Origin of the sequence: Sphingomonas sanxanigenens DSM 19645 = NX02 (assembly GCF_000512205.2) — a bacterium.
GTDB lineage: Bacteria > Pseudomonadota > Alphaproteobacteria > Sphingomonadales > Sphingomonadaceae > Sphingomonas_D > Sphingomonas_D sanxanigenens.
In genome coordinates this window covers 6,175,048-6,192,614 of the sequence record NZ_CP006644.1, presented here as the reverse complement: position 1 = coordinate 6,192,614, position 17,567 = coordinate 6,175,048, and the positions used below count along the sequence as shown (strand labels likewise).

Sequence of the window (17,567 nt, the reverse complement as noted above, 5' to 3'; positions counted from 1 at the left end):
CCTACAGCGCCGCCGATGGATGCCCGCCGCCCCCTGCTGTTCTTCGACTCGGGCGTCGGCGGTCTTTCGGTGCTCGCGCCGACGCGCGCGCTGCTGCCGCATGCGCCGATCGTCTATGCCGCCGATTCGGCCGGCTATCCCTATGGCACGCGCAGCGAAGCCGAGATCGCCGCACGCGTGCCGGCCCTGCTGGGCCGCCTCGTCGAACGCTTTCACCCGCGGCTGGTGGTGATCGCGTGCAATACCGCCTCCACGATCGCACTGGCGCATGTTCGCGCCGCGCTGGACCTGCCGATCGTCGGCACCGTGCCCGCGATCAAGCCCGCCGCACTCGCCTCGAAAACGCGCGCGATCGGCGTGCTCGGCACCGATGCCACGGTCCGCCAGCGCTATGTCGACAATCTGACCACCGAATGGGCTGCGGACTGCCTCGTGCTGCGCCACGGCTCGGCGGCGCTGGTCGATCTCGCCGAGGCGCGGCTGCGCGGCGAATCACCGCCACAGGCCGATTTCGCCGCGGCGCTGGATGGCCTGCTGACACAGCCCGGCGGCGATCGCATCGACACCGTGGTGCTGGCCTGCACCCATTTTCCGCTCGTCGCCGACGCACTCGCGGCAGCCAGCCCGCGCCCGCTGGACTTCGTCCATGGCGGTGAGGGCATCGCCCGGCGTGTCGCCTTCCTGACGGACGGGCAGCCCTGGCCGACCGGGCCGGCCCCTGGTATCGCGGTGTTCACGCGACTGGGCGATGCCGAACGCCGGCTCGCCCCCGCGCTCGCCCGTTTCGGGCTGGAGACGCTGGCCGAGCTGTGATCGAAGGAAGCGATCACTGAGGGTTGGACAATCCGTCCCATTGAGAATCGTTAGCGCTGGCGTATCTGCCGTCACGGATATATGCGTTCCCTCAAAGATAATCGGGGGGCGCGACAGTCAACGGCCCGCGGGGATTGGACTTGGATTACCAGCGCATCTTCACCCAGGCGATCGATCGGCTCCACGCCGAGGGCCGTTATCGGGTTTTCATCGACATCCTGCGCAACAAGGGCGCGTTCCCCAACGCGCGCTGCTTCGCAGGGCATAATGGCCCGAAGCCGATCACCGTCTGGTGCTCGAACGACTATCTCGCGATGGGCCAGCACCCCAAGGTGATCGCGGCGATGGAAGAGGCGCTGCACGATGTCGGCGCCGGCTCAGGCGGCACCCGCAACATCGGCGGAAACACCCATTACCACGTCGATCTCGAGGGCGAGCTGGCCGATCTGCACGGCAAGGAAGGCGCGCTGCTGTTCACCAGCGGCTATGTCTCTAACGACGCGACGCTCTCCACGCTCGCCAGGCTGCTGCCCGGCTGCATCGTCTATTCGGACGAGCTGAACCACGCCTCGATGATCGCCGGCATCCGCAACGCGGGCTGCGAGAAGCGCGTGTTCCGCCACAACGATCTCGCGCATCTCGAAGAACTGCTGGCGGCAGACGATCCCGCGGCGCCCAAGCTGATCGCGTTCGAGAGCGTCTATTCGATGGAAGGCGATGTCGCGCCGATCCACGGTATCTGCGACCTTGCCGACAAATATAATGCGCTGACCTATCTCGACGAGGTCCATGCGGTCGGCATGTACGGCCCGCGCGGCGGCGGCATCTCCGACCGCGACGAGGCGGCGAGCCGGCTGACGATCATCGAAGGCACGCTCGCCAAGGCGATCGGCGTGATGGGCGGCTATATCGCCGCCGACCAGGTGATCATCGACGTGATCCGCAGCTATGCGCCGGGTTTCATCTTTACCACCAGCCTGTCGCCCGTGCTCGTCGCCGGCGCGCTCGCCAGCATCCGCCACCTGAAAGCGTCGAGCGAGGAGCGCGACGGCCAGCAGGCTTCGGCGGCGATGCTGAAGGCGAAGTTCCGCAACGCGGGGCTGCCGGTGATGGATTCGACCACGCACATCGTGCCGCTGATGGTCGGCGACCCGGTGAAGGCCAAGCGGATCAGCGATATCCTGCTCGCCGAATATGGCGTCTATGTGCAGCCGATCAATTATCCCACCGTGCCGCGCGGCAGCGAACGCCTGCGCTTCACCCCCGGCCCCGCGCACACCGAAGCGATGATGGACGAACTGGCGGGCGCGCTGGTGGAGATCTGGGACCGGCTGGAGATGCGCAAGGCGGCGTGAGGGCCGCCGCGGTCGCCCGGGAATATCCAAGAGCAGCAAGCTTTTCCTGGCGGACGGGCTCGACTATGCGTTCCGAGCATCATTGCTCGGGACTGTTGAGTGGCGAACATCTACAATGATGATAATTGGAGCCTCGTGACGGCGTCCAATGGCGCGCACAATATCGTCATTCGCTGCCGCAGTCGTTTGCCAGCCGAACCCGATCGTGAAATATTCAAGTTCGTCGTCCAGATAAGCTGGCCTTATGGCCCCACCGACACCGGCCATCCGGATGATGCGACCCGCAGCGAAATCGAAGCATTCGAGGACATTTTCCTTGAACCGCTCGCGTCGAAGCTATGCGCTGTCGAGGTCGCAAGCATTACGGGCAACGACCAGCGGGACTGGCTTTTCCATACGTATGACCCGCGGGAGTTTTCCTTAGAGTTCAACGCGATCCTGCGAGACAGGCCCAAATATCCAATTTCAATGGAATGTTATGAAGACGAGGACTGGGCCACACTGAGTCGCCTCCTGCCAAGCCAAGGCAGAACGGGACGGTAAATCGTACGATATCCCGCTTGTTCTTTGTGGCGCAACTCTTCCACGACGGTGTCGAGATGCTGTCTCACGTGGTGGGTGCTATGAGCGCCACCTCTTGCGATCGGGTGGTCCAGCACGTCTCGCAACGCGGACAACTTCGCTTCGCGCGCCTCGAAGGAAACCGAGGGCTGGATCTGGTCCCGATGCGCCAGCGTCCAGCCTATCCCAGGATCAGTACGCGATCACTACCCGGTACCGTCAACGGCGCGCCGAACTTGATCGAGCGAACATCGGCATAATCGCCGTTCAGCGGCTCGGCGAACAGGTGCACAACGCGCCGCTCGCCATCGACGACCCAATAATGCCGCACGCCGGCACGGGCATAATCGATCCGCTTCGCGCCCATGTCGCGCTCGACCGTCGTCAATCCGATCTCGATGAGCAGCGCCACATCGTCCGGACGTAGCAGCCGATTCTCATCGAGCGGAGCGGACAGGACTGCGGCGTCGCAGCTCCGCACGGTCTGCCCGCCAAGATCGATACCGGTCTCACCCAGCACGACCATGCTGGTGCCCGCAAGCGCGTGGCGCAGAAGATAGGTCAATTCGCCCTGCAACCGGCCATGCTCGCTCATCGGCGGGTTCATCCGCTCCAACTCTCCGTCGACAAGCTCGATGCTCATGTCGTCGAACGCGCCTAGGGACGCCATCGCAAGGAACTCTTCCTTGCTGAAGCGCGCCTTCGCGGCCGACTCCGGAGTCATGGGGGCGAGCGGCTTGTTCATCCGGGCAGGAAAATAGCGATTGCCGCCGTTCCGGGCAATCATGTCCACCGCCGCCTTGAAATCACCACCATTGCCCCTCATATGGCGCTCAGCGGGTGACACCGCCCGATCCGGTTGAGTCGGCCTTTGCCGACCCATTTCAAGCCAAGCTGCCATTCCGGCGCCCTTTGCGGGTGCCGTTTTCGCATATCGGCGATGCAGCAGGCTTCATGCCGACAGGCATAGTCCCCGCAAATTCCGGCCGCGCATAGTGCGCGGTCGAAGCAACGATAAAGAGAAACGGACCATGAACATTCATAGCGTTCACAATCCAACCGCCAACGGCATGTCGCTGTTCAGCCCGATCTTCGGATTGGCTTTCGGCAAGACGCCCCCGGCACCCAGGCGCGGCACGTTGTCGCGCGGCGAACTCCGCAAGATCGTTACCGACCTGATCGGCTAAGCGATCGCGCGGTCGCCCGCGCTCAGGCGCCGGCGACCGGCTTGCGGAGGACAGCGCTCCACGCATAGCCACGCAGCAGCGGCTTGAATTCCATCATCATCCCGTGCGCCTCGGCGAGGCGCGTCAGCGCGTCCTTCAGGGCGGCGCGCGGGGTGACCTGATACATCGCGACCCATCCGAACAGGAAGCGCTTCCACCAGCCGGGCAACCGCTCCTGCTGGCCGAAGTCGACGATATGGATCGCGCCGCCGGGCGCGAGCACGCGCGCGGCCTGGTCGAGCGCGCCCTGCCAGTCGGGGATCATCGACAAGGTGTAGGACATGAAGATGCGGTCGAACGCCGCACGGCCGAACAGCGCCTGCGCGTCGAACGCGGTGGCATCGCCCTGCGCCAACGTCACGCGCCCGCCGAGCCCGGCGCGCGCCACCGACCTGTCCGCCGTCTCCAGCATCGCCGACGAGATATCGACGCCGAACAATTGCGTGCCGGGATGCCTGCGCGCGGCGAGGACGAGGTTGCGCCCGGTACCGCAGCCGACCTCGAGGATCGCTCCGCCCGGCGGCGGTACCATGCCGGCGATGCAGGCATCGCGCCCCAGCAGGTAGAATTTGCGCGTCAGATCATAGAAGTGGCGCTGGACGCGGTAGACCCCGTCCATCCGCTCGGCATGGGTGCCGACGGTGGTTGCCATGATCAGTCCTTCAGCGTGTAGAGATGCACGCCGCCATAGATGGACGACCGGTCCGCCGCCGTGAAGCCCTTCGATTCATCCTCGGCATAATGCCAGCGGCCAAGAATCTCGTCCGGCACGCGGCCCGGCAGCAGGGTGGGCTCGGCGGCGGTGCGGAACAACACGCGCGACCCGGGCCGCGCGGTGCGGGTGATCTCGCGCCACAGCCGCGTCAGCACCGCGTCGGTCATCCAGTCCTGCGCGTCGAGCAGAACATAGCGATCGAGGCTGCCGTCCGGCTGGCTTTCGAGGAAATCGATGAAATTCTGATGGCGCACCTCGACGCGATCGACCCGGTCGACCACCGCGCGATAATTGTCGGGCTGGAGGTAGGGCGGCAGCGGCGCTTCCGGCCCCTTGCCATAGCCGCGGCCGAACGCCTGCCAGGCGAAATAATTGTTGCGGATGTCGAAGTCGCAGGAGAGTTTTTCGAGCCGCTGGCGCAGCACAGCGGCCATGCCGTCGGGTTCGTCGCCAGCCAGTGCAATATATTGCGCAGGCGGAATGCCGAGGCCGAACAGGCTCGCCGGCTGGCCGGTCAGCCAGCGCACGAAGCGCTTGTCGAACACCGGCGCAAAATCCTCGTCGAAGATCCGGCGTTGCTCCTCGAGGCTGGTCGCCGCCAGCATGCGCTTCGGATCGACACCATAGACCTTGGCGATGAGGTGCGCCGCGCCGATGAACCCGCCGAGCAGGCCGCGGCGATAGATGCCCTTGGCGAAGCCGCCGATGCGGCGCCGGCCGGTGAGATCGCGCCCTTCCCAATAGCGTCGCGACACCTCGTCGAGGTGCGGCGCGACATGGCTGCGGTAGGTGGCGATGTTCGCCTTGCTGTCGGCCTGGCCGAAGAATCGGTGGAAGGTCGCATGATCGGGCAGCTTGCGCGCCGCGACCAGCTTGAGCTTGTTGAGCGCGACGTGCGCCGTGTTGAGGTCCACCGCGACGATCCGCTCCGGACCGGCAGTCAGATAGGACAGCACGTTGCAGCCGCCGCTGGCGATCGTCACCAGCCGCGAGTCGGAGCGAAGCTGCAAAGCTTCGAGGTCGACGACCGGGTCTTCCCAGATCTGGGCATAGACCAGCCCCTTGAACGCGAAGGCGAAAGCCCGATCGAGCAGCCTTTGCCGCCCGCTCTCGCCATCGCGCAGCACAGCCTTCTTCACCGCATCCGTCGCCATCGAAACCCTCCACGCGTCGCCGCCGCACCTAATCGCGACGCGTGACGGCTTGGTGACGATTCAGCGAGCGATTGTCATATTTGAGACATGCGCAACCGAAGCCGCGACGGCCTGCTTCCCTCCCGCGAACGGGAGGGCTGTCGTTCAGCGGCAGAAGCCTTCGGCCGTCTTGATCATCAGGCAGTTGGTCTTGCCGGCGAGATATTTGAGGCCGGTCTCGTCACCGGTCGCCTTGCGGATCGTCTCGGCCTTGCCGTCGCGGGTGAAGGCGATGGTTTCGCCCTTCGCGGTGCCCTCATAATTCTCGGTGCCATCCATCAGCGTCACCGCCAGCGCATATTTGCCGGGGCCGTCGCCGGGCTGGATGTCAAGCACCAGCCCCTCGACGCCGATCCATTTGCCGACCCACGCGTCCGTGGGGAGCGCGGCGCCGGCGGCGTTGAGGCCGACATCCCCCTCATTGGTCATGCCGCCGCCTTCGACGGGCACGTCGGTTATCTCGGGCACGTCGGCGACGTTCGCGGCGTTGTCGGCGTCGGCGGTGTTGGTCGCGGGCGCGCCGCCGCAGCCTGCCAGCCCGAGCGCAAGCGCCAGCACGATGGGGGAAACGGACTTCATGGGCAAACACTCCAGGTCATTGATCGTCCCAACCCCCAACGCATGCGATGCCCGCACCACTCCGTGCGGTGCAAGAGGGATATCGACGGATCGAGGGGAGATGCGCCCGGACGCGGGTCAGATGCGGGTGACGCGGCCGGCCGCCACCACCGGCCCCGTCGGCTGGCCGGTCGGCGAGCCGCCCGCCGGTTCGATCGAGATCGCCAGCGTCGCCTCGCCGTTGATCATCGGCCGAATCTCGGCACGGATCGTGAGGGTGTTCATCTCGCCCGGGCGCACGAGGCCGAGCGACACCGGCTGGCCGCCGGCGGGGATCACCCACAATTCGGCGCTCTTGCCCTCGCCGGCCATCGGCCCTGGCGCAATCTTGAGCGCGCCATCGGGCATCACCGCCGCCATCGCCATCGCCATCGGCTGAAGTTCCGGCGGGGCGAGCTGGGCGATCATCATCGGGCCGCGGGCCGCCTTTCCGCGCGCCGGGGCCACCGCCGATGGCTCGCGCTGCGCGAGTCGGGGATCGGCCGCCTCATCGGCCGCACCCTCGACCGCGACGGGCGGACGCACGCCATCGGGCGCGCGCGCCGGGTTGATCGCGATCCAGCCGATCGCGCTTGCCGCCACCAGCGAGGCCGCCGCGGTAAAGCTGCGCCAGCGAGTCACGCTGGCCTTCAGCGCGCGCGCCTCTCCGCCACCGTCGATCCGCTTTTCGATGCGCGGCCACAGCGTCGCCGGCGGCGCCTGTTCGGGCACCGTATCGATCAGCGGCGCCAGCCTTTCGCGCCATTCGTCGACATCGCGCCCGAAGGCGGGTTCGGCGAGCAGCCGGCGCAACGCCGCCGCGCGTTCCGGCCCGTCGAGCACGCCCAGCGCGAGTTCGGCCGCCAGCATGTCGGGATCCTCGCCAGCCGGCGCGTCAGCCACGGTCGAGGCACTCCCTCAGCTTGAGGAGGCCGCGGCGGATCCAGCTCTTCATCGTGCCCAGCGGCACGCCGTCGCGCTCGGCGAGTTCGGCATAGGTGGCGCCGCCGATGAAGGCGGCGCGGATCGCGCTCGCCTGCCGTCCCTCGATCTCGTCGAGGCAGCCGTGGAGCCGGCGCGCCTCCTGCTCCGCCTCGATCCGCTCGGGCGCGAGCACGGCCTCGTCGGCGATCGTCTCGGCTTCCTCGACACCCACATTGTGGTCCGGTCGGCGTGCGCGGCGCCAGTCGATCGCGCGGTTGCGGGCAATGGTTGCAAGCCAGGTGACGGGGCTCGCGCGCTCGGGATCATATCCCGCCGCCCGGTTCCACACCGTCACATAGACTTCCTGCAACACATCCTCCGCAGCCTCGCGTTCCTGGCAGATACGCAGCACGATGCCGAAAAGCTTCGCGGAGGTGCGATCATAAACCTCGCGCAGCGCCAGCCTGTCTCCGGCCGCGACTCGCGAGAGCGCGGCGACCAGCAAGGCGCGCGCTTCATCCCGCGCGGATGTTGAGGAAAGTGCCGTCACCGCGCCTTGGTTATCGGGTTTGCCCTGCGACGCAAGACGCAGCTTTGACCGATGCCGTGCCGTGGCGGTTTCTGCGGGGTGGCGATCCGCGCGCTGCGGCTGTAGGGGAGCGCGCATACGACTCATTTGTGACAGGAACAGGCGCCGACGATGCGCATCGCTTTCGCTTCAGATCATGCCGCGGTCGAGCTCAAGGCCATTCTCGTCGCCTGGGCGCGCGAGCAGGGCCATGACGTGGCCGATCTCGGCCCCGCCGACACGACCTCGGTCGACTATCCCGATTATGGCTACACGCTGGCCGCGCACGTCGCCGCCGGCAAGGCCGATCGTGGCGTGGCGATCTGCGGCTCGGGCATCGGCATCTCGATCGCGGTCAACCGCAACCCCGGCTGCCGCTGCGCGCTGGTTTCGGACGGCCTCGCGGCGCGCCTCTCACGCGAGCATAATGACGCCAACGTCATCGCGCTGGGCGCGCGGCTGATCGGCGTGGACACCGCGAAGGACTGCCTCGCCGCCTTCCTCACCGCCGGGTTCGGCGGCGGGCGTCACGCGCGCCGCGTCGAGAAGCTCGGCGAACCCGATCTTGCCACCGACATCGACAAGGAGCCTGCATGAGCACGAACCCCGCCACCCTGTCGGACGTTCAGCCCGACGGCTTCTTCACCCGCACCCTCGCCGACGCCGATCCCGCGGTGTTCGCCGGCGTGCGCCATGAGCTGGGCCGCGAACAGGGCCAGATCGAGCTGATCGCCAGCGAGAACATCGTCAGCCGCGCCGTTCTGGAAGCACAAGGCAGCGTATTCACCAACAAATATGCCGAGGGCTATCCCGGCAAGCGCTATTATCAGGGCTGCGCGCCATCCGACGAGGTCGAGCAACTCGCGATCGACCGCGCGAAGGCGTTGTTCGGCTGCGGCTTCGTCAATGTGCAGCCGCATTCGGGCGCGCAGGCGAACGGCGCGGTGATGCTGGCACTGGCCAAGCCCGGCGACACGATCATGGGCCTCAGCCTCGACGCCGGCGGCCACCTGACGCACGGCGCGCGCGCCGCGCTTTCGGGCAAGTGGTTCAACGCCGTGCAATATGGCGTGCGCCGCGAGGATCATCTGATCGACTTCGACCAGGTCGAGGCGCTGGCGAAGGAACACAAGCCCCGCGTCATCATCGCCGGCGGCTCCGCCTATCCGCGCCACATCGATTTCGCCCGCTTCCGCGCGATCGCCGACGAAGTGGGCGCGATCTTCATGGTGGACATGGCCCATTTCGCCGGCCTGGTCGCGGGCGGCGTCCACCCCACCCCGTTCGGCCACGCCCATGTCGTGACCACGACGACGCACAAGACGCTGCGCGGCCCGCGCGGCGGCATGATCCTGACCGATGACGAGGCCGTAGCGAAGAAGATCAACTCGGCGGTGTTCCCGGGTCTGCAGGGCGGACCGCTGATGCATGTGATCGCCGCAAAGGCGGTCGCGTTCGGCGAGGCGCTGCGCCCCGAGTTCAAGACCTATGCCGCCGCGGTGGTCGAGAATGCCAAGGTGCTTGCAGCAACGCTCAAGGAACGCGGCGCGGACGTGGTTTCGGGCGGCACCGACACGCACCTTGCGCTCATCGACCTGACCCCGCTGGGCATCACCGGCCGCGATGCGGACGAGGCGCTGGAGCGCTCGGCGATCACCTGCAACAAGAATGGCGTGCCTTTCGATCCGCTTCCCCCGGTGAAGACCAGCGGCATCCGGGTCGGCTCCCCCGCGGGGACGACGCGCGGCTTCGGCCCCGCCGAGTTCCGCGAGATCGGCAACATGGTGGCGGACGTGCTGGACGGTCTCGCCAGGAATGGCGAGGCCGGCGACGGCCAGATCGAGGCCAATGTCCGTGAGCGGGTGGCCGCCTTGTGCGCGCGCTTCCCGATCTATCCGGGTTATTGATCCTTGCGCTGCCCCTTCTGCGGCCATGAGGACAGCCAGGTAAAGGATAGCCGCCCGACCGAGGATGGCGCCGCGATCCGGCGGCGCCGCCAGTGCGAAGGCTGCGCCGCGCGCTTCACGACGTTCGAGCGCATCCAGTTGCGCGAACTGACCGTGCTCAAGGCCGAGGGCCGCCGCGAACCGTTCGAGCGCGAGAAGCTCGACCGGTCGGTGCGGATCGCCTGCCGCAAGCGCTCGATCGAGCCGGCACGGATCGAGAAGCTGGTCTCGGGCATCCAGCGCCAGCTCGAAACCGCGGGCGACGGCGAAGTGCCCTCCAAGCGGATCGGCGAGATGGTGATGGACGGGCTGAAGGGGCTGGATACGGTGGCCTATATCCGCTTCGCCAGCGTCTATAAGGACTTCACCGAGGCGCGCGACTTCGAGGAAATTGCCGGCGCGATGAGCGAGGCGGCGAAGGGGTAGGTCGAGGCGATGAGCTTTGGGACGCGACGCTCTCCCCTCGCCGTTCGCCCCGAGCGAAGTCGAGGGGTGTCGTCGAGCGAAGCCGAGACGACGAGGTCGTGATGTTCTGGGCCTATATATTGAGATGCGCGGACCGGTCCTATTACACCGGCCACACCGACAATCTCGAACAGCGCATCCGCCAGCACCAGACTGGCTCCATCCCCGGCTATACGCAGGATCGCCGTCCGGTCGAACTGGTCTGGAGCCAGGAATTCCCGACCCGCATCGAGGCGCTGGACGCGGAGATGCGGATCAAGCCCTGGTCACGTGCCAAGAAAGAAGCCTTGATCGCCGGAGACTGGGATGATCTGGCGCGCAACGCCATACCGCCCGGCGAACGGAAAGTCCGGGCCTCGGCTTCGCTCGGCCCTGCCCCTCGACTTCGCTCGGGGCGAACGGAGGTTGAGGAGCCTGCAGAAGAGACGAAATTTATGACCACCCCACCCCCCGTCATCATCCTCGTCCGCCCGCAGCTCGGCGAGAATATCGGCAAGGCCGCGCGGGCCATGCTGAATTTCGGTCTCACCGAGCTGCGCCTGGTCAGCCCGCGGGACGGCTGGCCCAATCCGCAGGCCGGCCCCGCCGCCTCGGGTGCGGATATCGTGCTGGAGAAGGCTGCCGTGTTCGGCAGCGTCGCCGAGGCGACAGCGGATTGCACGCACGTCTATGCGACCACGGTGCGCAAGCGCGGCGTGACCAAGCCGGTGGTGACGCCCGAGGAAGCAGCGCGTGCGATCCACGCCGAGCCCGGCCGCTCGGCGCTGCTGTTCGGCCCCGAGCGATCAGGGCTGGAGACCGAAGATGTCGCCGTCGCCCGCACCATCCTGACGGTGCCGATCAATCCCGAATTCGGCAGCCTCAACCTCGCCCAGGCGGTGATCCTGGTCGCCTATGAATGGTCGAAAGGCCAGGCGCTGGCGCAGCCGACCGCGGTCGATATCGATCCGCCGGCGCCGCAGAACGAGCTGGACGGCATGATCGGCCAGCTCGAGTCGATGCTCGACGAGGCCGGCTTCTTCTTCCCGCCTGACCGTACGCCGACAACCAAGCGCACATTGCGCACCATGCTGACCAAGCCGGGCTGGTCGAGCCAGGAAGTGCGGACGTTCCGGGGGGTGCTGTCGCAACTGGCGCGGCCAAGGCAGCGCTGAGCGTCTCTGCCCCTACCGCGCGTCGAACTTCCCCAGTTCGTACGCGATCGATCCCTCGACCAGCACTTCGTAGATGTCCCGAACCAGCGCCGGCGGGAAATCCACTGCCGCGGCGACCGCCGCGGCATGATCGATCACCGCGGCCTTGCGGGGTTCGTCGCGCACCGCATCGCGGGTGGGTTTGATGCGCGCGGCGGCTTCCATGTAGCGCATGCGTTCACCGAGCAGCGCCACGATCCGCGCATCGAGCGCGTCGACGCCGGCGCGGACTTCCTGCATCGTCGTGCAGGCCTGGGCAGGGATGATATCAGCCATGCCGCGCCGGGTGCCGATGATCGCCGCCGCGGTCAATGCTTGACTCTTTGGCTGCCGCCGTTATTAGCGCCGCCTTCGCAATTGGCCCCGCACCCCGGTGCAGCGGTGGCCCCGCCATGCCCGTCATGGCGGAGCGGCTCCGGGAATTTCCGCGACCTCGTCGCAACGCAATTGAAGGAACGACATATGTCGAAGCGCTCCAGCGCCAAGTACAAGCTCGACCGCCGGATGGGCGAGAACATCTGGGGTCGTCCGAAGAGCCCGGTCAACAAGCGCGAGTATGGCCCCGGCCAGCACGGCCAGCGCCGCAAGGGCAAGGTCTCCGACTACGGCCTGCAGCTCAAGGCGAAGCAGAAGCTCAAGGGCTATTACGGCGACGTCACCGAGAAGCAGTTCAAGAAGGCGTACGTCGAGGCCAGCCGCCTGAAGGGCGATACCTCGCAGAACCTGATCGGCCTGCTCGAGCGCCGCCTGGACGCGGTCGTCTATCGCGCCAAGTTCGCGCCGACGATCTTCGCCGCCCGCCAGCTCGTCAGCCACGGTCACATCCGCGTCAACGGCGTGAAGTGCAACATCGCGTCGCGCCAGATCAAGCCGGGCGACGAGATCACGCTGGGCACCAAGGCGCAGGAAATGGCGCTGGTCCTCGAGGCGCAGAGCCTCTCCGAGCGTGACATTCCGGAATATGTGGCGCCGGACGGCGCCGCGAAGGTCACCTTCGTCCGCGTGCCGACGCTGGACGAGGTTCCCTACCCGGTGAAGATGGAACCGAACCTGGTGGTCGAGTTCTACTCGCGCTGATCGGATCCGTTAAGGATTTCAGGAAGGGCGGTCCCGCCGGGGCCGCCCTTTTTGTTTGTCCGGCACGGGAACCGCGCTCAGCGCTTTTCCACGCCCAACGCAGCGCCGATGAACGCCGCGCTCTTCCTCAGCATCTCCGTGCGCGCGACACTGTCGTCGAGATAATGGTCGAGCCCACGGTAGGTGAGGAGCGTCGAGCTCTTGCCGGCCGCCTTCAGCCGGCTGTCCATCAACGTGCTGTGGCTGAACCCGACATTCTGGTCGTAGGTGCCGTGGACCAGCAGCACTGGCACGCTGATCCGTTCCGCATGGCGCGCCGGCGAACCATCCTGGATGTGCGGACCGGTGCCGACGAACGCGCTGACGACGAGAAAATCGGACCAGTTATAGTGTTCGTCTTTCAGCTTCTGCAGGTCGGTGACCGGCGCGACCGCGACCACCGCCTTGAACAGGCCGGGTTCGGTCACTGCGGACTGCAGCGCCGCATAGCCGCCATAGGACCAGCCGAACACCGCGAGCTTGCCGGGCGCCGCGATCCCTTCGCGTTCCAGCCAGCGGCCGGCATCATCGATGTCGCCAATCGCGATCCGCCAGCTCTTGAAGCCATTGTCAGCGAACCATTGGTCGCCATAGCCCGCCGATCCGCGAAAGTTGGGCTGGAGCACGGCATAGCCCTGGCTCGTGAAGAACTGGGCCAGCCAGTCGAATCCCCATTCGTCGCGTGCCCCCGGGCCGCCATGCGGCATCACGATCGCCGGAAGGCCCTTGCGCGGCCCCGAGGGGGGCAGCGAAAGATAGCCGGGGATCATCGTGCCGTCTGCCGCGGGATAGCGGATCGCCACCATCTCGGCGAGCGGCTGCCGCTCCAGCTCCGGCCGCGCCAGCAGCAGCTCGTTGAGGGACCGCGTCGTGCGGTCGAAGCGGTAGTAGCGGCCCGGATCGGTATCGCTGCCGGCCCAAAGCAGCAGTTTGGACTCGTCTTGGCTGGAATCGATGATGCGCACCAGCGGCAGCTTCGGCAACGCCTTCGAGAGCGACTTGACGAGCGCTTCGAGCGCCGGGTCGAAATAGCGCGCCTCGCGCCGATCGGTCGCGAAGCTTACGCCGATGACGCGGCGACTGCGCCCGATGCGGATGAAGTCGTCGACATCGACGCTCGCATGCTCCTGCAGCAGGACGGCCTTGCCGCTGCCGTCCAGCGCAAGGGTGTATGCCGCCAGCCGGCCGTTGCGGCGAACGAAGCCATAGGCGACATTCAACTTGGGATCGACCGCTTCGGGCACGAAGGTCTCGCCCTCCACTGCCGGCATCGGCTCCCATGCGCGGCTGCCGGGCTTGCGAAACAACCACCGCATTTCCGTCTTGGCATAGCCGACGTCGGTCTTGCCGCGCGTGCTGATGATGCGGACGTTGCCGAAGCCGTCCGAGATATAGCGGCTTGCATCGGCCCGCGGCGACTCGACGTTGATCGCCCTGAGCGTCACCGAATCGAGATCATCGACGCCCACGCCCTCGTACGTCTGCGCCAGCCGCGTGCCCGTCGATACTTCGGGGACATAATCCTGGGCCATCAGCACATGGCCATCCTTGCCCGGATTCCAGTCGACCACGGTACCGCCGGACGCGGTATAGCCGAGCGCCTCGCCCGAACCGCGCCGCTGGCGCAGCTGCTTCATCCGTCCGCCATCGGCATCGAGCGCGATGGTGCGCGAGATATAGCCGAGGCTGCCGTTCGGATGGGGGACGATGCCATAATAGTTGCAGAGCAAACGGGTGTTGCTCGCCCAGCGGCACCAGCGGATGCGTTCCGGATCGCCCGACGCGGTCAGAATGACCCTGGCTGTGGGAGTCCCCGGACCCGACACGTCGGATACCTGCACCACTGATCCCTGCCCCGAAAAAGGCTGGATGAAGGCGACCAACCGCCCGTCCGGCGACATTGACACCTGATCGACGAATTCGCGCGCGCCGAAACCGGCTGCGGCGTCGATCGCCGCCGGTGCGGCCACCTGCGCCCACAGCGGCGTCCCCGCCGCAATCGCGACCGCCGCGATGATGCTCAATCCGATCGATCGCATTCGATACCCCCCTGCCCTGTGGCAAGGTGAACCGGTTGCGCTTGTCATAGTCCAGTGCAAAAAGGCGCCATTTCCGATGCTGATCGGACTTTTCTCCTTTTCGGACACGGCTTCATGCGCATCTCGAAAACCCTGCTTTCGTTGCCACTTGCCCTTGCCCTGTGCGCCACGGGCGGTGCCCCGGCGTTCGCGCAAGGCTCCGCCACGCCCGCCATCTCGGCGGAAACCATGAAGCGCCTCGTCGCCGAACTTTCGTCCGACGCGTTCGGCGGTCGCGCGCCGGGCTCCGAGGGTGAAAAGAAGACGCTCGACCTGCTGGTCGCCGAGTTCGGCAAGCTGGGGCTCAAGCCCGGCAACAAGGGCAGCTGGTTCCAGGATGTGCCGCTGGTGGAGATCACCGCCAAGAACGTCTCGCCCATGACCTTCGCCGGTGGCAAGCAGGCGATCAGCGCCGCGTTCGGCCCCGAACTGGTGGTCGGCACCTATCGCGTCGCCCCGCACATCGAGGTCAAGGACAGCCCGGTGGTGTTCGTCGGCTATGGCATCAACGCGCCCGAGAAGGGCTGGAACGACTATGCCGGCGTCGACGTGAAGGGAAAGACCGTCATCATCCTCGTCAACGATCCCGATTACGAAAACGAGGGGCTGGACGGGCCGTTCGGCGGCCGTGCGATGACCTATTATGGCCGCTGGACCTACAAGTTCGAGGAAGCCGCGCGGCAGGGTGCCGCCGCCGCGATCATCGTGCACGACACGGTGCCGGCCGCCTATGGCTGGAACGTCGTCCAGTCGAGCTGGACGGGCACGCAGCAGGTGGCGGATTCGCCCAACGGCAATATGGACCAGGCGCCCGCGGTCGGCTGGATCAACGGCGACATCGCGACGCGGCTGATGGCGAGCGCGGGGCAGGATCTGGCGGCGCTGAAGACGGCGGCGAAGCAGAAGGGGTTCAAGCCGGTCGACCTCGGCGTCAAGGCGTCGGTCTCGTTCGACAATGAGCTGCGCAAGCATGCCTCGAAGAATGTCATCGCGGTGCTGCCGGGCCAAAAGCGTCCTGACGAATATGTGCTCTACACCGCGCACTGGGACCATCTCGGCACGTGCGAGGCGGCACCGGACGGCGACAGAATCTGCAACGGCGCGGTCGACAACGCCACCGGCACCGCGGCTCTGGTCGCGCTCGCCGAAGCGAATGTGAAGGCCGGCACGCCGGATCGCAGCCTCGCCTTCGTGGCGGTGACCGCCGAGGAATCGGGGCTGCTCGGCTCCAAATATTATGGCGAGCATCCGGTGCTGCCGCTCAAGCAGACGGTAGCGGGCGTGAACATGGACGCGCTCTCTATGGCCGGCCCTGCGAAGAATGTGATCGTGATCGGCAAGGGCAAGTCCGAGCTCGACGCCTATCTCGATCGCGCGCTGACCGCCGAGGGCCGCGTGGCGACCCCCGAACCGACGCCGGAGAAGGGCTTCTATTATCGCTCCGACCATTTCAGCCTCGCCAAGCAGGGCGTGCCGATGCTCTATTTCGAGGGCGGTGACGATCTGATGACCGGCGGCAGGGCGGCAGGCGCTGCGGCGGCGAAGGATTATGAAGAGCATCGCTATCACGGCCCCAAGGACGAATATGATCCGAACTGGGACTGGACGGGTGTTCTCTCCGACCTCAGGCTTTACTATATGATCGGACGCGCGCTCGCGACGACGACAGCCTGGCCGAACTGGGTGGAGGGCGACGAGTTCCGCGGCATCCGCGACCGGTCCCGCGCCGGGCGCTGACGCACCTGCCCTTTCATCATTGAAAGAAACGCATGACGCTGCTTCGACAGCCCGCCGAGTGGGCGCCGCATGACTGGGTGTGGATCGGCTTTCCCAGCCATCCCGAACTGTGGGAGGAAGATCTCGCGCCCGCCCGCGTCGAGGTCGCCGCCTTCGCCAACGCCGTCCATGCCGACGGGCGCGGCGAGCAGGTCCGCCTCGTCGTCGCCGACATCGAATCCTCCGAGGCCGCGCTGGCGCTGGTCGACGACGGCGTGATCGTCGAGATCGCGCCGTTCGGCGACATCTGGCTGCGCGACACCGGCCCGATCCTCGTCACCCACGCCGGCGAGCGCGTGGCACGCGACTTCGACTTCAACTGGTGGGGCAACAAATATGAACTGCCCGGCGACGAGGATGTCGGCGGGCGGCTGGCGGATGCGGCGAAGCTCGCCACCACCCGCCATGGCTGGGTGCTTGAAGGCGGCGCGATCGACACCGACGGGACGGGGCTTGCGGTGACGACCGAACAATGCCTGCTCAATCCCAACCGCAACCCGGACCTGAGCCGCACGGAGATCGAAGCGCGGCTGGCGAATGACCTCGGGCTGGACCGGGTGCTGTGGCTGGGCGAGGGCCTCGCCAACGACCATACCGACGGCCATGTCGACAATCTCGCGCGCTTCGTGGCGCCGGGCGTGCTCGCGCTGCCGGTGCCGGCGGGCGAGGACGATCCCAATGCGGACGTCTATGCCGACGCCTGGGCGCGCGCGCGCGCGTTCGGCCTCGAACCGGCACCGATCCCCTCCCCCGGGCTGATCGAGGCAGAGGGCGAGGCGATCCCGGCGAGCTATATGAATTTCTATATCGGCAATGCCACCGTCGTCGTTCCGCAATATGGCGCTGCCAATGACGAAGCGGCGGTGCAGGCGATCCAGGCGCTGTTTCCCGGCCGGGTTGCGGTGGGCCAGCACGCCGACCATATCCTGACCGGCGGCGGCAGCTTCCACTGCATCAGCCAGCAGGCGCCGTCGATCTAGGGGCAGGGTGACGCGCCCGTCCCGCGTGCGCGGGCGGCGGCTTCATTGTTGAGGGACAGGC

General features: G+C 66.7%; 19 protein-coding genes. 11 read left to right on the top strand and 8 right to left on the bottom strand.

Annotated elements, in window-relative coordinates:
* Positions 1-15: 15 nt before the first annotated feature.
* From murI to NX02_RS28575, 3 genes are all read left to right on the top strand, one after another.
* Entirely contained in the window at positions 16-813 is a 798-nt protein-coding gene (murI, locus tag NX02_RS28585) for a glutamate racemase (protein WP_025295577.1), read from the top strand.
* Between the two features lie 140 nt (positions 814-953).
* Positions 954-2,168 (top strand): 5-aminolevulinate synthase, encoded by a 1,215-nt coding sequence (gene hemA / locus NX02_RS28580; protein ID WP_025295576.1) that lies wholly within the window; start codon positions 954-956, stop codon positions 2,166-2,168.
* A 99-nt stretch (positions 2,169-2,267) separates the two neighbouring features.
* Entirely contained in the window at positions 2,268-2,711 is a 444-nt protein-coding gene (locus NX02_RS28575; RefSeq protein ID WP_025295575.1) for a DUF695 domain-containing protein, read from the top strand.
* Positions 2,712-2,910: 199 nt separating this feature from the next.
* On the opposite strand, the gene NX02_RS31085 is transcribed toward NX02_RS28575, so the two are convergent.
* A complete protein-coding gene (locus NX02_RS31085; RefSeq protein ID WP_158014214.1) occupies positions 2,911-3,516 on the bottom strand; it encodes a Uma2 family endonuclease in 606 nt (201 codons plus the stop codon).
* 244 nt (positions 3,517-3,760) lie between these two features.
* On the opposite strand from NX02_RS31085, the gene NX02_RS32895 reads away from it, so the two are divergent.
* Positions 3,761-3,916, top strand: a complete 156-nt coding sequence (locus NX02_RS32895; protein ID WP_158014213.1) for a hypothetical protein — start codon at positions 3,761-3,763, stop codon at positions 3,914-3,916.
* Positions 3,917-3,938: 22 nt separating this feature from the next.
* On the opposite strand, the gene NX02_RS28565 is transcribed toward NX02_RS32895, so the two are convergent.
* The 5 genes from NX02_RS28565 to NX02_RS28545 all read right to left on the bottom strand — a co-directional run bounded on the left by NX02_RS28565 (position 3,939) and on the right by NX02_RS28545 (position 7,934).
* Positions 3,939-4,607: a class I SAM-dependent methyltransferase gene (locus tag NX02_RS28565; protein ID WP_025295573.1), complete on the bottom strand. Its 669-nt coding sequence runs from the start codon at positions 4,605-4,607 to the stop codon at positions 3,939-3,941.
* A 2-nt stretch (positions 4,608-4,609) separates the two neighbouring features.
* Positions 4,610-5,824, bottom strand: coding sequence for a BtaA family protein (locus NX02_RS28560; protein WP_025295572.1), 1,215 nt, complete (start codon positions 5,822-5,824; stop codon positions 4,610-4,612).
* 144 nt (positions 5,825-5,968) lie between these two features.
* Positions 5,969-6,442: a hypothetical protein gene (locus tag NX02_RS28555; RefSeq protein ID WP_025295571.1), complete on the bottom strand. Its 474-nt coding sequence runs from the start codon at positions 6,440-6,442 to the stop codon at positions 5,969-5,971.
* Between the two features lie 117 nt (positions 6,443-6,559).
* Positions 6,560-7,363: an anti-sigma factor gene (locus tag NX02_RS28550; RefSeq protein WP_158014212.1), complete on the bottom strand. Its 804-nt coding sequence runs from the start codon at positions 7,361-7,363 to the stop codon at positions 6,560-6,562.
* Positions 7,356-7,934 carry a sigma-70 family RNA polymerase sigma factor gene (locus NX02_RS28545; protein ID WP_039998189.1) on the bottom strand — a complete coding sequence of 193 codons (579 nt, stop codon included), beginning with the start codon at positions 7,932-7,934 and terminating at the stop codon, positions 7,356-7,358. The genes NX02_RS28550 and NX02_RS28545 overlap by 8 nt, the downstream gene beginning before the upstream one ends.
* Positions 7,935-8,084: 150 nt before the next feature.
* Here NX02_RS28545 and rpiB point away from each other — a divergent pair, with 150 nt between their 5' ends.
* From rpiB to NX02_RS28525, 4 genes are all read left to right on the top strand, one after another.
* Positions 8,085-8,549 (top strand): ribose 5-phosphate isomerase B, encoded by a 465-nt coding sequence (rpiB, locus tag NX02_RS28540; RefSeq protein WP_025295568.1) that lies wholly within the window; start codon positions 8,085-8,087, stop codon positions 8,547-8,549.
* Positions 8,546-9,859, top strand: coding sequence for a serine hydroxymethyltransferase (gene glyA / locus NX02_RS28535; RefSeq protein ID WP_025295567.1), 1,314 nt, complete (start codon positions 8,546-8,548; stop codon positions 9,857-9,859). The genes rpiB and glyA overlap by 4 nt, the downstream gene beginning before the upstream one ends.
* A 3-nt stretch (positions 9,860-9,862) precedes the next feature.
* Positions 9,863-10,324: a transcriptional regulator NrdR gene (gene nrdR, locus NX02_RS28530; RefSeq protein ID WP_025295566.1), complete on the top strand. Its 462-nt coding sequence runs from the start codon at positions 9,863-9,865 to the stop codon at positions 10,322-10,324.
* 98 nt (positions 10,325-10,422) lie between these two features.
* On the top strand, positions 10,423-11,517 hold the full coding sequence (locus NX02_RS28525; RefSeq protein WP_084718146.1) for a TrmH family RNA methyltransferase: 1,095 nt from the start codon (positions 10,423-10,425) through the stop codon (positions 11,515-11,517).
* Positions 11,518-11,529: 12 nt separating this feature from the next.
* On the opposite strand, the gene NX02_RS28520 is transcribed toward NX02_RS28525, so the two are convergent.
* On the bottom strand, positions 11,530-11,832 hold the full coding sequence (locus NX02_RS28520; RefSeq protein ID WP_025295564.1) for a chorismate mutase: 303 nt from the start codon (positions 11,830-11,832) through the stop codon (positions 11,530-11,532).
* 186 nt (positions 11,833-12,018) lie between these two features.
* Here NX02_RS28520 and rpsD point away from each other — a divergent pair, with 186 nt between their 5' ends.
* The gene (gene rpsD / locus NX02_RS28515; RefSeq protein WP_025295563.1) at positions 12,019-12,633 is read left to right on the top strand and encodes a 30S ribosomal protein S4; all 615 of its coding nucleotides are present in this window, start codon (positions 12,019-12,021) and stop codon (positions 12,631-12,633) included.
* 77 nt (positions 12,634-12,710) lie between these two features.
* On the opposite strand, the gene NX02_RS28510 is transcribed toward rpsD, so the two are convergent.
* Positions 12,711-14,711, bottom strand: a complete 2,001-nt coding sequence (locus tag NX02_RS28510) for an alpha/beta hydrolase family protein (RefSeq protein WP_025295562.1) — start codon at positions 14,709-14,711, stop codon at positions 12,711-12,713.
* A 114-nt stretch (positions 14,712-14,825) separates the two neighbouring features.
* Here NX02_RS28510 and NX02_RS28505 point away from each other — a divergent pair, with 114 nt between their 5' ends.
* Entirely contained in the window at positions 14,826-16,487 is a 1,662-nt protein-coding gene (locus tag NX02_RS28505; RefSeq protein ID WP_025295561.1) for a M28 family metallopeptidase, read from the top strand.
* 32 nt (positions 16,488-16,519) lie between these two features.
* Positions 16,520-17,506: an agmatine deiminase family protein gene (locus NX02_RS28500; protein WP_025295560.1), complete on the top strand. Its 987-nt coding sequence runs from the start codon at positions 16,520-16,522 to the stop codon at positions 17,504-17,506.
* The last annotated feature ends 61 nt before the right edge of the window (positions 17,507-17,567 follow it).